Source organism: Dyadobacter sp. CY345 (assembly GCF_021502725.1).
In the GTDB taxonomy this organism is placed as follows: Bacteria; Bacteroidota; Bacteroidia; order Cytophagales; family Spirosomataceae; genus Dyadobacter.
This window is the reverse complement of the sequence record NZ_JAKFFS010000001.1, coordinates 1,080,036-1,095,345: the sequence shown is the minus strand read 5'-3', so window position 1 is coordinate 1,095,345 and position 15,310 is coordinate 1,080,036. Positions and strand designations below refer to the sequence as shown.

Sequence of the window (15,310 nt, the reverse complement as noted above, 5' to 3'; positions counted from 1 at the left end):
ACAAACGGGTTCTGACTATTCATAAGGTGGAAGAGGCTTAAGATCATAACCCTTATCGCAGCCAATAGAAGCGGCTCCAATGATAATGAGAAGGTTAACTTTTAATAGTGCATACATGATCAAACAGTAATTTGAAAAATTTGGCCAAACTGCCTTAATCATACCCTGGTAGCTTCAGGCACTGGATAAAGAACTTGTCGCAGATGTAGAGCAAATTGGTCTTGGGATTGATAACGAAACTATATAAACCAAAACCCGCTCTGCTGTCTATACATTGATTAGGAGCTTTGGCCTTCCATTTGAGAAAACCAGTGCGGCTATCGAGGCATTCAATGGTTCCTTTACCAGAGCTTGACATAATAAGGTCCCCTTTATACAGCTCAATCTGATGACTACCAGTTCCAACCCCTCTGTTTTCCCAGATTATTGCACCCGTTTCCTTATCAAGTAAAGCGATTTCCTCGTGTTCGGACTTTGTTACTAAGCCGTTTTCCAACATTAACAAGCTTGCAAAGTTAAATTCATAATGATAATTATCGAAAGCTTGTCTCCAGATCAGCTTTCCTGAGACGGCATCAAGACAGTAAATATCAAAGGCGCCAGCATAATACAATTTATTGTTCTCGACCAGAATCGGGTTGGCAGAACCCCTACCATACCTGTCCAGACTGTCCTTTCGCCATAGAATTTTCTTTTTAGAAATATTATATGTTATCAAATCTGATCTATAATGTGCATCTACCTGGCTGTATTTCCTACTTTGAAAGGCTGCAATGGTATCATTATTAAGTGTATACAATACGGGACAATCTAAATGACTCGTTAAATTATCCTTTACTGGCTCAGTAAACAGTAATCTTTCTTTTCCTGTTTCGATCTCCACCTCATATAAATAGCTTTCATCCGTAACTTCCTTACCAGCGGACGGGAAATACGCCTTACTTCCATATCGGCTAATAAAGGGGCCACCACTACCTTGCCCATCATTACCTGAAAATTTACCGTTTTTCCATAATAACTCGCCTGTTTCGCTGAAACAAAATAGGTCATGCCAAGAAGTATAGATCAATTTCCCGTTATATACAATTAATTCTCTATTGGAATGAATGTTTATTTTTTTTGTTTCATTGTTACGGTCTTTAAATATGGTCCATACCTCTTTGATTTTATTATCATTGTCAAATTCAAAATAGCCAAATTTCGGGTCTGTATTACTTGCTATATTACCATTATCTGATCCAATCCAAAAAATATTTTTACCGTTTGATGATAATAAAATTGCAATACCATAAGCGGAATCAGGATCAATCATTTTCTGCCATACCAACTTTAAAGTAGTGTCGCAAGTTGGTTTGGGCCATTCGTAAGGCGGAAGAGGCTTAAGGTCATATCCCTTATCGCAGCCAATAAAAGTGGCTGCAATAATAATGATTAGGTCTAACTTTAATAGCGCCGACATGATCAATTAGTAATTTGAAAATTTTGGCCAAACCGCCTTAATCATACCCTGGTAACTTCAGGCACTGGATAAAGAACTTGTCGCAGATGTAGAGCAAATTGGTTTTGGGATTAATTACGAAACTATATAAACCAAAACCCGCTCTGTTGTCTATACATTGATTAGGAGCTTTGGCCTTCCATTTGAGAAAACCAGTACGGCTGTCGAGGCATTCAAGGGTTCCTTTACCAGAGCTTGACATAATAAGGTCACCTTTATATAACTCAATCTGCAAGCTACCGGTGCCAACTCCTCTGTTTTCCCAAATTATTGCACCTGTTTCCTTATCCAGTAGGGCGATTTCCTCGTGTTCGGACTTTGTTACTAAACCGTTTTCCAATAGCAACATACTTGTATGATTAAATTCATAATGATAATTATCGAAAGCCTGCCTCCAGATCAGCTTTCCTGAGACGGCATCAAGACAGTAAATATCAAAGGCTCCAGCATAATACATTTTATTGTTCTCGATCAGAATCGGGTTGGCAGAACCCCTAGCGTACCTGTCCAGACTATCTTTTCGCCACAGAATTTTGTTTTTAGAAATATTAAATGCCACCAAATCTGATCTATTATGTGCATCTACCTGGCTGTAAGTTCTGATTTGAAAAGTGGCGATGGTATCACTTTCTATTATATACGTAGTCGGTGGATCAAATGTACCAATCATATTATTCTCCATTGGTTCTGTATATAACAATGTTTCAAGCCCCGTTTCGATATCAATCTCAAACAAATATCTTTTATGATTAGAACCATTCCTTTTTGACGCCATATACACTTTATTTCCAAAGCCACTTATAGAGGAGTTACCATTGCCTTTGTTTTCAACTCCACCAAATTTGTTTTTCCAAATCAAATCACCTTGAAACGAGTAACAATATACCGTTGCCACGTCTGTATAAATGAACTTATTTTGCAAAAGAACAAAGTCTCTAAATGATGAGTACAATTTAAAAACCCGTTTGTCATTTGGAATATCTGGCTCTATCTTCCAGAGTTCGCGAATGTTGTTATCATCAAACTCAAAAAAACCACCTTTAATTTTCTTATCATAATCTCCAGTATATTGGTAAATGTACCGGCCATTGTCAGATAAGAAACGCGCCTCACCATAACTTGAGTCTTTTGAAATTATTTTCTGCCATACTACCTTTAAAGTAGTGTCACATACAGGTTTTGACCATTCATAAGGTGGAAGAGGCTTAATATCATAACCATCATTGCAGCCAGTAAAAGCGGCTGCAATGATAATGAGAAGGTCAATTTTCAATAGCATGCACATGATTAATAAGTAATTTCAAAAAATTGACTAAAAGTACCTCTAAACAACAAATCGGATTGCGTTTTTAACTCCGGCGAATTCCTCTCCTGCATGTGTGAATTATTAGTTAGTTCTACCTGATTGTTTAGACTAACACCAGGGAAAGCCTTTTGTGATTCTACCAACACTACGCCATCGGAGGGTTTTATGGGATTATCTGTGGTAGTTACAGTGTAGGTGTTGGTTAAAGTATAACCCGAAATTTGAGGACACGGCTGAGCAGTCGAAGTTTGCGGATATCCACTGCCAATAGGCGTATAGTAGCAGGTGTTGGTAGTAGTTGTGGTATAGGTAGCCGATCCGATAACCTCCAGCCATTTGCTATTAATGTTTTGAAGAAAATTTATAGCATCCTCCAATGCATCAATTCTATCCAGATAAGGCTGCCTCCCAATACATCCGATAAAAGGGAATGTATTGTACCAAGAGCAATGATTGCCAAGTGCATTTATCTCACTTTGGCGTGCTGCCTGATAATCCATCAGGATGTTTTGTCCATCCGTAACACCTTGATTATCATTGGATGCTCCAAATGTCGATTCCGCATTTGGGTCGTTCCTGAAATAATGCAGCACCCGCCAAAACACATCATTATGGTCTTTAACACCGTAAAAGGCAACCTTTTGGATATTTGATGTATTGTTTTGATGAAATGTGTTTAAGTTATTTAATTCAGAAGAACCCACCATATAGGAATCGGCAACCGCAGATGTGAAATGACCTGCAACGATGTCCACCACACTAAAACGATCAGCGTCATTGGGTACCACAAAATTACAAAGTGAATTTGAAAAATTCTGGCTAAGTCGTTTTGCGATAGGCCATAGTAATCCTTTTAAAAGCGGTGTTTGTCCTAATACACCTTGAATTTCAACTTTTAAGAGCTTATTGCAAGTACTATTTGCCAAAGGGAAAAGCTTGGAATCCCTGTTGTTAATAATTTGAGCTCCACCGTGTGGCGAGCCAATGGTAACAATCCCGCCAAATGTCCTAGAGTTTCCACTATTTTGTATCAATTGATCTACTTTCCTCGAAACGATACCTCCTTGGCTGTGTGCAATAATAAAGCTATTGGCTCCATAGCTAGCTGCGTTTGGCTTTGTGAAAATTTGTTCTCTCACGCGATCGGCACATGCCTGCAAGCCATATTGCTGCCCATCCGAATAGATTATATCGCTGAACACATTGGCTTTTCGGGATGGATAATCCGTTGCACCATAACTAATAGCACCTGCAAAATCTGTAAATGAAAAACTATTACCACCTAAACCATGGACGAAATACAGGTTTTTGGTATACTGGGCATTCACATTGGTGGAAAATCCCGCAATTGAAAAAAATATGACAAAGTATATTGAATTTTTCATGAGTTTATTTTTTAATAAATTGTTGACTAATAGTACCTGTAGAATGACTAAGAATCACCGAATAGATTCCTGGAGTCAACTTACTTATATCTAGTTTTATGACACCGTTCTCCTGTCCCAAAATCACAGTGGATACATTTAAACCAAAAGAATTTACGATATTGATACCGCCAATTTTTAGGCTACCAGCATATTGTACAGTAATCTCGGTAACACCTGGGTTCGGGTATAAAGTCAAATCTTTGACTGTTGGCTCCCCATCATTAAGCTTTTCAGGTTCGCTGGCTATGTTTTCTTCAAAGACTCTTTTGCCATCCAATTCATAATTCTCGTAGCGGATGTACTTGGTTAGATAAATATTGGCGTATGAAGAATGTTCTGTTTTAAGCCTTTCGAACATTTTCAATGCCTTTGGTTCATTTTTGGTTATTTGACGTAGATAAATATCCTCACTTTTTATCTCATGATTTTTTGAGTCAATTACCCTTATTTTAATGATACTATTGTTTTTGCTAATTTCGGTTTCCTCTGTTGCTCCAAAATCCAGATAAGTACCGTCTACATTAGTTTTGATTGCTCTTTTTATGGCAACAGTACCATCTGGCAATTTCTTGAAAGAGGCATTTTGGACTTTTGCTTCCAAGCTGATTAACTCAGGGTCAGGAAGATTCAAAAGACCTAATTGATTTCCGTTGTTCCTGATATTTTGATCTATTTGTTTCTTGGTCTCTTCTGGGTGTTGCCTTTCAAAAATCAATTCACCCTTAGAATTGTAAATTTTGGTACCATCATTATCCGTAACAATTTTTTTGGAATCTGGGTACCAAGATTCAGTTGAGTTTGCCACAAGGTATTCTTTCGTTTCACGAAAGTAATTTCCTTCTATTGTTTTTGTGATTTTGTACATCTCACTTCGCGGTCTCATTTCAATAAGATCCTGCGAATTCACGTTTTTGAACAGGTCTTTGTTGCTTACCTCATATTGTGTGTCTTCGGTTACCTTATAAGACATCGTTTTTTTTGGGCATTTACCGGAAGTGCCGGTAAAACTAAAATGAATAGTACTGAACTTATGAGTACAGTACTACCAGGGGCGGGCGGGAGCCAGTTTACAGTTTTCATAATATGATAGTAGTATTATTGTAACTTATTTTTTACTAAAAAGATAAAATAACTTGTATATAATTACATTTAGAAACCAGGTTATTTATGATGGTTTTAGAGGACCTACATTTTATATATACTGATCGGTTACAAATCTAAATACTATTATTATATTTATATCTTGTGATTAAACATCACTTTTGCTTGTCCTACGACAATACTTTTTGTTGTCGTAGGACAATAAAATATGTTGTCATACGACAACAAAATGACGATTTTAAATAGACATAACTCAACGATGAACAATTTCAAACCTTTACAATTATTAACTGATACATTGGGCTCATCTGCGTTCGCACATTTGAAGGAACATTTTCCTTCCATGGCTACTCCTTATCGGGTCCGAAAAGGGAGAATCCTGGTCAATATTGGACAGGTCAACGATAATATTTATTTTCTTCATTCCGGTGTGATGCGGTCATATTATATTATTAACGATGAAGATATTACATCACGGCTTATTGGAGAAGGAGATATTGCCTGTATAGCGGAGAGCTTCTTTACACGCAAAAAATCTGATGAAGCAATTGAAGTGCTGGAAGATTCTCTGCTTTATTCCGTTTCATATGAAGAATATCGAGCTTTGGCAAAAGAAGATGTTCTCATATCTAACCTGATAGTTCAAATGCTTGAATTAAGGCTGATAAGTTTTAGTGAAAAAGTGAAATTGTTTAAATTTCTAACTGTGGAACAACGAATTGAAGCATATATTAATCACCCATCATCACTTTTTCGCCGGATTTCTGATCATTACATCGCAACCTATTTAGGGACAACACCAGCAACATTTAGCCGGTGTTTAAAGTCGGTATTGAGAGACAAAAAATTGTGAATTATTTTCTTTGCTATTTGACTTGTCCAGATCTGGTAACAATTTGTACAGACAAAATCCCGAGCCCTACCAATGAAAAATCGAAACAAGATTACTGGTCTAAGTATATAGTTGCTATTAGTAATTTGCTGGCGTCCGGCTAGATTAATAGCAGTAAGAGAGTAAACTAGGAATAATTATATTTGGAGCAAAAAGAGAGGAGAGTCTACGTCGTGGAATATGTCTCACCCTCCTACTGAAAATATAATAATCTATGAGCAAAATACGAAAAGCAATTTAAGCGGACCGCCAATCGTAAGCCAATTGTGCCATCTTATACCTATCGAGGTCATTGACATATGCATGTAGGGGCATAATACGGACTATTGCTGTAAAAGCTTCAAGACCAAAAGTCATATTTACTATGCATGTTTTTTGGGATGTTGACCAAGTGTAGCTGAGCCAGTAGTGAAATAGATACCCTGTATCATTGAGGAAACTTGTCTATAATCTTTATGACCTTTCTCAGCCCCAATGGTCGGTTGCCCGTTAAAACTCTGCAATAATCAGCTTTTTCATCCCCATCATCTTCTTAAACGCGCCCGGCTTTTTATTGAGTTCTTCCCAGTTTTCAGGGCACACCTACATGAGACATTCAATGAGGGAAATGTTTGACGAAATCTTGTTGTTGTTTTTATCATTAAGTCAGGACAGAGAAATCTTCTCAAAAATTTGGTGGCGTGGAAACGGAACAAGTGGTTCTGGCAATGTGATACTTGCGGATATTGAAATGGCTGACTGGAGAAATATTCTTTCAATAGTTGAGAAGTCAACAGTTGGAATAAAATTAATTCCAATTAAGAAATACTTAAGCGAACAAATTGAACATTGTAAAAAGAGTGGAGACTGGGAAAGACAGAGTAGATTTTTAGAACGATATTAGCTTTCACACTACTTACTTTCAACCGTGGCTTGTGTCTTCACAGCACCATTACCAAATACCACAAAAGACGACCATAAAAAAACTAAAAACACGCCCCATCGTGTAACAACTATGGCAGCAGCGGAAACAAAGCCTTCCGTCAACCATGGGTTTAACTGAGTGTTGGGCTAAGCCCAATTTAAATTAATCAGGAAACAATGACCTGTTTAAACCCGGAAGTAATGTAAGGGCATTTTTGTAATAAACCTTTTTTAGGATCTGGTCGCTTAGTCCCATGCCATACATGTTCCAGTGTGCGTGGTATTTTTTGTGGTAAGGGAAATACTCGTCATTGGTTTCCAGCACACGAAAATAGGCATGATACTCCGAAGGAACCCAGGAGTCTTTGCCAAAGAGAATCCTGTCCTGATATTTTTCAAAATAACGGCGGGCCATATCGGGCTGTCTGCCAAGTTCAGCTATAACGGCTCCAAATTCGGTGTACATATTGGGAAGCTCATCCATGAGTTGGGAAAGTTTTGAGAGGTCGTTGGCCAGCCAGCCAAAATGGGCATTGATAAATTTCGTTTTCGGGTGTTTACGAAACATCCTGTGTTGCTCATCAATAATTTGCTGCCACGATACATCCAGGTTCATATACTGCCGGTCGGCATGTTTGTACATTTCAAGCCAGCGTTCATTTTTCTCGTCCATCGGATCCCAAAACGACTTTGGCGCCGCGGAATGAATGAGTACAGGCCAGCCGTATTCGGCGCACCTCTGCCAGATCGGATCCAGCCGGGGATCGTCCACCGCAATGCGATTCCCTTTTTCATCTTTGTAGGTAAGGCCCAGTTCTTTAAAAACTTTAAGCCCTTTTGCGCCGTTCTTAAAATCCTTTTCCAGTTGTTGTAGCGTGGTACGAGTCCAGCTGGACGCACCAAACCCTTTAAAGTTTACATTGGTGAAAATGACTATCCGGTCTGCGTATTGATGCTTCTTTACATTATCATTCATTTGTTTGAGCGCATCGCCGCCTTTTCCACTCAGGTTGATCATCACCTTCATGTTCATTGCGTCCATGGCGTTCACCAGCTTATTCAGATCCTGGTTTTCCATGTACGGCTGATGATTGTGTATATCGATAAATGGAAATCTGGAAGCTGTAACCGGATGTTCGGGAACGACCAGTGTAGACACCGGATTGTACTGTTCAAAGGTGAGCGGTTGGCTCTGTCCGAAGGAAACAGCCGTACAACCCAGACAGCATAGTATAGTTCCTGCTGATTTCCTTAAAAACATTTGAGCGAAGCTTAATCCAGGACCGAATAACTGCATAATTAGATTTTTATCTGCCAATATGACTTTTCAGTGTAGCGAAAGGTTATGTCGGCATTCAGTTAACCGCCGTCCCGCTTAAAAGACTGAACTATATTAACACAGAAGCCGGATGATAAAGCCACCTACTGAATTTGTTTGGAACAAATCCGGCAGATGGCCGATTTCGGAAGCTTTTAGTCTTTATTTTTTTGCCGTATTTCCTTTTGCGTAATACCTCTGAACAAAGCCAATCCAATCTTTTTCTCCTTCCGGTATGCTTACATCGGGTTTAAAGCCGACGTTGTCAATCCGAAAATCCTTCACCCAACCATTGCGTCCCCATGGTGTAGCTAAGTTGTATATCCCGTCACAGATTCTAAAATCCTGATCGCTTCCGTAATCCATGACACCATAAGAGTTTGTGCCAAAAAGCGTTACTTTTTTACTTTGTTTACCTTCGAATATGTAGAATTCCGTAGCACTTCCACTGCCCTTATCAATCAGAAAGGCAATTTGCCGGGGATAGCTTTGGGGATTTACGTCCAGGGTGCGAACCAGATCGCCGGAGTCTTTCACCATTTTGCCAGGGTTCGCCTTTGCGGCATGAAGCAAATTCACCACACGTTTATTGTAGGGCTCGGTTGTATCCTTATAAGCTTTTAACTCCCGTTCTTTGGATCTGATGAATTCTTCGCTGCTGCGATAATCCCATGCCGGATACACGATTGGATTGGTATAAATGAGTCTGGCCATTTCGTCGGAAGTGCTGGTGTTGCCGCCACCGTTTCCTCTTAAATCCATAATCAGATACGGGGTTTTGGCCAGCAATTCCCGGTTTGCGGCCAACATACTATCCATTTTACCCACTTCCCTCTGGTCGAAAACGGCAAGTTTCACATATAGAAAATCGTCGTTTAGTTTCATGAAAGTCACGAGATCTGTCCTGTTTTTATTCGCCTCCATGTTTGATACTGCCTGTTTTGTACCTCTCATCCATACCGAGGATACATGGCTGTCCTTAAAAAAGCCGGTATAGGTTTGTAAGACGGTCTGGCATGCCAAAGGACTATTAACAGAGGATGCTTTGCTTCGCAGATTTTTGATTAATTTGTCGTAGGCCGGTCGTGTTTTAGCGGTAACCTTGTCGTCAAATCCGGCATAAATCCGGGTTACTTTGTCAATAACTTCTTCCAAAGCCCGGGAGCAGGAACAGTCATCAGAACTTACAGCGTTCTGTCCGGAACTTTCCTGCGCCTGGACAAATGTATATGTGAGGGCAAAAATTAGCGTAAGAAATGGTATTATTTTCGTTTTCATGGACTGAGCTCGGTTTATATATGGCTTTTGATTTAGAGAAAAAGCTTTGTTACTTTCATGGTAATGTGTCTTGATATACCGCTGGTCAGCTCCCGGCATTTTTATTTCTGATGATGACAAATACGCTTCGTTGTGCAATTATAGAAGATGAGCCGCTGGCTCAGGAACTCCTTGAAAAATATGTCCGCCGTGTCTCTTCGCTGGAACATGCCGCAACATTCGATGATGCCATTGTAGCTTATGATCAACTGCCTGCTATGCGTCCGGACATTATTTTTCTGGATATTAACATGCCGGAAATGACGGGGATCGAATTCCTGCGGGCTTATCCTACACCACATCCTGCGGTAATTGTAACAACGGCAAATCCAAATCACGCCCTGGATGGTTTCGATATGGGTGTTACTGACTATCTGCTGAAACCAATTACGTTTGATCGTTTCCTTAAAGCGGTTGGCCGCGCCAGGGAAAAAGTGAACGGGACTTCCCAGCCAGTTTCTGCTGCTGTCACTGCTGAGAACTTACCGGTTTTGTCAGAAAAAGGTACACCATCAGATTTTATATTTTTCAAGACCGATAAAAAGCTGGAACAGGTTCATTTCGACGAAATCGTTTTCGTGGAATCCCTTGGCGACTACATCAAAGTTTTTCTTTCAGACCGTTTTCTTGTTACACTTGTCACAATGAAAAAACTCTGCGAGACACTTCCTGCTGATCGTTTCCTACGTATTCACCGATCCTGTCTGGTGCAACTTCGATATATCAAAACGCTGGAAGGAAACACGGTGATCACGACTTCCGGTCAGGAATTGATTATAGGCCCTAACTATCGGGAGGAGGTAAAACTTGCTCTGAAAAAATGGCTGATTTCATAGTACCACTGTTTTGATTTAGCCTTCATCGACTATGGAAGCAAAGGTATCGGGTCATGGATGTTCAGCTTAATTAATTCGATGGAGTCCATGTTATTTCCGATGAAGATGTAAAATGGTTTTTATCGGATAAATTGCCGCTCTCGTCGAAAAAAATAACTGAAATACTCCCTGAACAGATTCCTTTGAAGAACTTTTTAAAAGATTCAGGATTTCTCCAATATAATCATGATCAGACTGGATATCGTTGCTGACAATACAAAATACCACGGCTGGACACGTGTTGGTTTTCACGCCCTGCTGATATCGGGTATTTTACTGCTGATATTTTCTGCATACATCCCCTGGTTTTTGTATCCATCGGCGCCGCTCGATTATCCCTTCAAAACGTATGCGGGCCCCATAATACGTGACGCTTTTTGTGTGGTTGTTCAGTATTATTTTCTTGTCTTTCTATTCACTCATTATGCCCGAAAACCCTGGTTTCTGGTTATTGGGATGGGGGTTTACTATTTTATTCTTTTTACATGCTATTACTACACGTCCTATCTTGTTAAGCATTATTGCGGCTTACCAGATGATTACACAGGCTCGATCAGCCATTTCGACAGGACACCCTATTGGAAAGCATTGTTTCATCCGGCAACATTCTATCATTTGATGTTCATTATAGAACGGGCTTTTTATCCGCTGGCGCTGAAGTTGCTGATTGAGATATACAGGCGGCAGGTACGGAATGCCAATTTGCAACAGGATTACAACCGTCTGGAACTTGATTTTCTGAAAAGCCAGATCAGTCCGCATTTTTTGTTCAATGTCCTCAACAGCATTTATGCGCTTACGGAGGAAGAAAGCCCTCGTGCGGCAAAAATTGTACAACAGTTATCCGGAATGATGCGCTATTCACTTTATGAAACCGCCGATGTTACGGTACCACTGTATAAAGAACTATCGTTTATCAGAAACTATGTGGAGCTGGAACAACTCAGAACTTCAAAAAGACTGACCCTTGAAACCAGTTACCCCAATCCTGTGGACGAGACGCTGGTCATTGCTCCATTTGTCCTGATCACTTTTATTGAAAATGCTTTTAAGCATGGTGTAGGAAGTACCACCAAAAAGTCCTTTGTTAAAATCGATCTCACATTGCGGGACGAAGTGTTTCATCTTACGATTGTAAATAGTAAACCCGTCAATGGCAAAAAAACGGTTGGAGGCTTAGGGTTGGTCAATGTACGCAAAAGATTGGCTGCGCTTTATCCCGATCACCAGTTACAGGTGCTGGATGATGCGCAGCAATATACCATGAAGTTGGCGCTTACTTTGTCCAAAAGCAAAATCCTCACCCCTACTTTGAAAGCCGGGGTGTTTGAAGTTAAGGCGGATCGTATCCGGTAAAAGTGAGCATGCGCCGGGAAATTGAAAATATCGGGGATTGTATCAACTTTGTTCTGACCAAACTTCAAAGAAGTTAACAAACAGTTTTAGATCATTGTGAAAATACATGCGGCATAGCCAAATTGGCTGGCGTTTTGTAATTTGCACTTCTAGCCATAACCATGAAATAAATGCCTCCTTCCTTTACTCAGTAGACTTCAGTCCCGCAGGACCCTAAAAGTAAAATCGTTTTTATTGATTATCTGAAAGTGCTGCTGACTGCCCTTGTAATCATACATCATGCCCTGGTAACTTACGGTGCCCCCGGCGGCTGGTATTATTTTGAGAAAACAGAATTGGTAGGCGCCGTCATTCCGATGACGATGGCCGTTAGTGTTAACCAGTCCTTTTTTATGGGCTTTTTCTTTTTTCTTTCTGCACTCTTTATTCCGGGATCGCTAAAACGTAAAGGAAGTGCGGTTTTCATCAAAGACAGATTTTTCAGACTGGGAATCCCTTTAATTTACTATTCCTTGATTCAGGCAACTATCATGAATTTTCTCGTTTACCGCTATGCAGAAAACCATGACATTACCTTTATACAATTTCTCTCAGGTTACGACGGCTGGATTAATGTAGGCGTGCTTTGGTTTGTGCTCGCTCTGCTCCTATTCACGGTGTGTTACATCGTTTGGACCAAAATCGCTAACCCTGATCTTAAAGACTGGCCATTGCCAAACCTTAAACAAATTCTGCTTTTTGCTGCTGTGCTTGGACTCATTACTTTTTTAACCAGGACTGTTTTTGCGGTAGGTTGGGTTTTAGAACCGCTGGGTTTTCAATTAGGGCATTTTCCGCAATACATCTCCATGTTTATCTTTGGATCAATTGCCGCAGAAAACAAATGGATCCAGCAGATTGATCAGCAACATTATCGTAAGCTAAACATTTTCATTATTTGTATGATTTTCATTGGCTTTCCGGTAATTTTTTCTCTCAAAATGGTATTTGGACAGCCGCTGGAATGGTTTGTCGGGGGATGGCATATAGCCGCACTGCTCTATGCTTTCTGGGAACAAATGATTGGCATTTCTATTATGGCTGCATTGCTCATGCTTGGAAAAAACAAGTTAAATACGCATTCCAATTTCATGAATAAAATGTCACGCTGTGCCTTTGCCGTGTACATTCTGCATCCGTTGGTGCTGGTGATGCTATCGCTTCTACTCAAAAACTGGGCAATAGATCCGGCTGTTAAATTCTTAATTGTGGCACCGCTTGGCGTTATAGTCAGCTTCTTACTAGGATTTGTTGTTGTGAAAATCCCGGGCGTTAATCGGGTCGTTTAGGAGGACGGCTGTTCGTTTATATAGGGACTGTATTAGTACTTTCTTAATCGTTAAGTGCAACTTGAAAGTGGGCTATTTACAGCATTTTCCACCCAACTTACCTAATTTAGAATCCATCTGCTAAATCCATCAAATTCCTAATTAAAACTATTATCACCGATGACAGAAAAAGAAATTTTGATCAGCCAGACTTCAAACGCTTATGATTGGACAAATAAGCTTATCGAAACGATTCCGCTCGAAAAATGGGAAATCATTCCCGGTACCATTGAATCCAGTATCAACTGGCAGGTTGGCCATTTGATCATCAGTCATTACTTTCATTCTATTATGGTAATCAGGGGACATCAGATGGATATTCTGCAAAAACTTCCCATCAAGGATTATAGTGACTTATTTACGGTGTCGGCGCCGATCCTATCTGTAGGAAAAACAGACTCAATGAAATTATTGCAGGATCTGAAAATTATGCAACAAAAGTCGATGGACATTCTGGCAGCCCTATCCGATTCTGAACTCAACAGTCCGCTGGAACCCACGCCAACTCCCCATCCCATCGCAACAACAAAATTTGAAGCAATTGACTGGAATATTAAGCACACCATGTATCACTGCGGACAAATTGGTATGCTTAGACGAATTGTTGACCAGCGTTATGATTTTGGTCTAAGGCTAGCAAAATAAACAAGTGAACATCCAGCTCACCTGATCGTATACCTTCCGTAATAAATCCCTGCATCAAATAATAAATGAATTATCATAGACCTTCCAAACAATCGGATACACGTATTTCCACCTGGATTGCATTTGCTCTTCTACCCCTATCCGGCTTTGCAACAGATATTTATGTTCCATCCATGCCCGGTATGGCAAATCAATTGGGAGTACAAGAGGTTCAGGTACAATCTACTTTGACTTTTTTCCTAGTGAGCTATGGATTGTCTCAGCTTTTTATGGGAAGTATACTCGACAGTTTTGGTCAGTATCGAATAGGTCTTTTTTCAATGGTTATCTTTAGTCTCGCCAGTTTCGTCATTGCCCTCAGCGTCAGTATCAACGTCATTTTATTGATGCGTGTTATCCAGGGGATATCCGCTGCGACCATTTTTGTAGCAAACGGGCATATTTTGTAGATGTTTACTCTGGCGGTAAGTTAAAGCATCTGATGAGCCTGTTTACCATCATTTGGTCTGTCGGTCCCATTGTTGCTGCTTTCCTGGGGGGATATCTTGATCAGTTTTTTGGATGGCAGTCAAATTTTTTACTCCTGGGCGGACTTGTACTGACCTGTGCATTCCTGGACTGGATTTTTGGATCAGAAACAATTAAAGTATCCGCGCAATTCAATCTTCGGAACCTGGCCGGTATCTATACCTCCATGCTTAAAACACGCAGTTTCATTTCGGGAATTCTGATATTAAACTTCACATATAGTATCGTCATGCTTTACAATATGAGCGGCCCCTTTATTATCGAAAATAAATTTCACACGAATTCCGTCGTATCGGGTTACTGCTCACTGGCGCTTGGATTCGCCTGGCTATTTGGTGGGTTGATCAGCAAAAGAACAATCTTACGACCGTTTTACGCGAAAATAAATATTAACATTTCCATTCAGTTACTGCTTGTACTGCTGATGCTGACCTTTGCCAGCGCAGCATCAAGTCTGGCTACAATGGTATTTTTTGCGTTCTTAATACAAATGAATACTGCTTTTACCTACAACAATTATTTCACTTACTGTCTGAGCCGTTTTCCAGACTACGCAGCGATGTCGGGAGGCTTGCCTGGTGCGATCGTATACATCATGGTTTCTTTTTTCACATACTCCATGGTTCTTTTTGTTCCACCCGTCGACGTGACAAATCTCAGTATTAGTTACCTGATACTTACTGTTTTTTCGGCAATCGTAATTTTCTTTTTATACCGTACGCAAGAATCAGAATCTCGTACCGCATAAATTGGGCTTGTATCTATTATCTTAAAGAC

Annotated in this window: 14 protein-coding genes; 8 read left to right on the top strand and 6 right to left on the bottom strand. The window is 40.1% G+C overall.

Going from position 1 to position 15,310, the window contains the following annotated elements; translation table 11 throughout:
- Positions 1-154: 154 nt before the first annotated feature.
- Genes L0657_RS04630 through L0657_RS04615 form a run of 4 tightly spaced genes read right to left on the bottom strand, consistent with a single transcriptional unit; the run spans position 155 to position 5,201 of the window.
- On the bottom strand, positions 155-1,459 hold the full coding sequence (locus L0657_RS04630) for a PQQ-binding-like beta-propeller repeat protein (protein WP_235149222.1): 1,305 nt from the start codon (positions 1,457-1,459) through the stop codon (positions 155-157).
- Positions 1,460-1,496: 37 nt separating this feature from the next.
- Entirely contained in the window at positions 1,497-2,777 is a 1,281-nt protein-coding gene (locus tag L0657_RS04625) for a PQQ-binding-like beta-propeller repeat protein (RefSeq protein ID WP_235149221.1), read from the bottom strand.
- Between the two features lie 8 nt (positions 2,778-2,785).
- A complete protein-coding gene (locus tag L0657_RS04620; RefSeq protein WP_235149220.1) occupies positions 2,786-4,189 on the bottom strand; it encodes a triacylglycerol lipase in 1,404 nt (467 codons plus the stop codon).
- A 4-nt stretch (positions 4,190-4,193) separates the two neighbouring features.
- Entirely contained in the window at positions 4,194-5,201 is a 1,008-nt protein-coding gene (locus L0657_RS04615) for a T9SS type A sorting domain-containing protein (protein WP_235149219.1), read from the bottom strand.
- Positions 5,202-5,591: 390 nt separating this feature from the next.
- On the opposite strand from L0657_RS04615, the gene L0657_RS04610 reads away from it, so the two are divergent.
- On the top strand, positions 5,592-6,185 hold the full coding sequence (locus L0657_RS04610; protein WP_235149218.1) for a Crp/Fnr family transcriptional regulator: 594 nt from the start codon (positions 5,592-5,594) through the stop codon (positions 6,183-6,185).
- Positions 6,186-6,831: 646 nt separating this feature from the next.
- On the top strand, positions 6,832-7,107 hold the full coding sequence (locus tag L0657_RS04605; RefSeq protein WP_235149217.1) for a hypothetical protein: 276 nt from the start codon (positions 6,832-6,834) through the stop codon (positions 7,105-7,107).
- Positions 7,108-7,290: 183 nt separating this feature from the next.
- Here the strand turns inward: L0657_RS04605 and L0657_RS04600 are convergent, their stop codons facing one another.
- Entirely contained in the window at positions 7,291-8,424 is a 1,134-nt protein-coding gene (locus L0657_RS04600) for an amidohydrolase family protein (RefSeq protein ID WP_235149216.1), read from the bottom strand.
- 183 nt (positions 8,425-8,607) lie between these two features.
- Positions 8,608-9,723, bottom strand: coding sequence for a S41 family peptidase (locus L0657_RS04595; protein ID WP_235149215.1), 1,116 nt, complete (start codon positions 9,721-9,723; stop codon positions 8,608-8,610).
- A 110-nt stretch (positions 9,724-9,833) separates the two neighbouring features.
- Between L0657_RS04595 and L0657_RS04590 the strand changes: the two genes are divergently transcribed.
- From L0657_RS04590 to L0657_RS04570, 6 genes are all read left to right on the top strand, one after another.
- On the top strand, positions 9,834-10,598 hold the full coding sequence (locus tag L0657_RS04590; RefSeq protein ID WP_235149214.1) for a LytTR family DNA-binding domain-containing protein: 765 nt from the start codon (positions 9,834-9,836) through the stop codon (positions 10,596-10,598).
- A 225-nt stretch (positions 10,599-10,823) separates the two neighbouring features.
- Entirely contained in the window at positions 10,824-11,993 is a 1,170-nt protein-coding gene (locus L0657_RS04585) for a sensor histidine kinase (RefSeq protein ID WP_235149213.1), read from the top strand.
- A gap of 224 nt (positions 11,994-12,217) precedes the next feature.
- The gene (locus L0657_RS04580) at positions 12,218-13,321 is read left to right on the top strand and encodes an acyltransferase (RefSeq protein WP_310588271.1); all 1,104 of its coding nucleotides are present in this window, start codon (positions 12,218-12,220) and stop codon (positions 13,319-13,321) included.
- Positions 13,322-13,480: 159 nt separating this feature from the next.
- Positions 13,481-14,005 (top strand): DinB family protein, encoded by a 525-nt coding sequence (locus L0657_RS04575; protein WP_235149211.1) that lies wholly within the window; start codon positions 13,481-13,483, stop codon positions 14,003-14,005.
- A gap of 65 nt (positions 14,006-14,070) precedes the next feature.
- Positions 14,071-14,454, top strand: a complete 384-nt coding sequence (locus L0657_RS27840; protein WP_255717740.1) for an MFS transporter — start codon at positions 14,071-14,073, stop codon at positions 14,452-14,454.
- Positions 14,455-14,486: 32 nt separating this feature from the next.
- The gene (locus tag L0657_RS04570; RefSeq protein WP_255717739.1) at positions 14,487-15,281 is read left to right on the top strand and encodes an MFS transporter; all 795 of its coding nucleotides are present in this window, start codon (positions 14,487-14,489) and stop codon (positions 15,279-15,281) included.
- Positions 15,282-15,310: the final 29 nt, after the last annotated feature.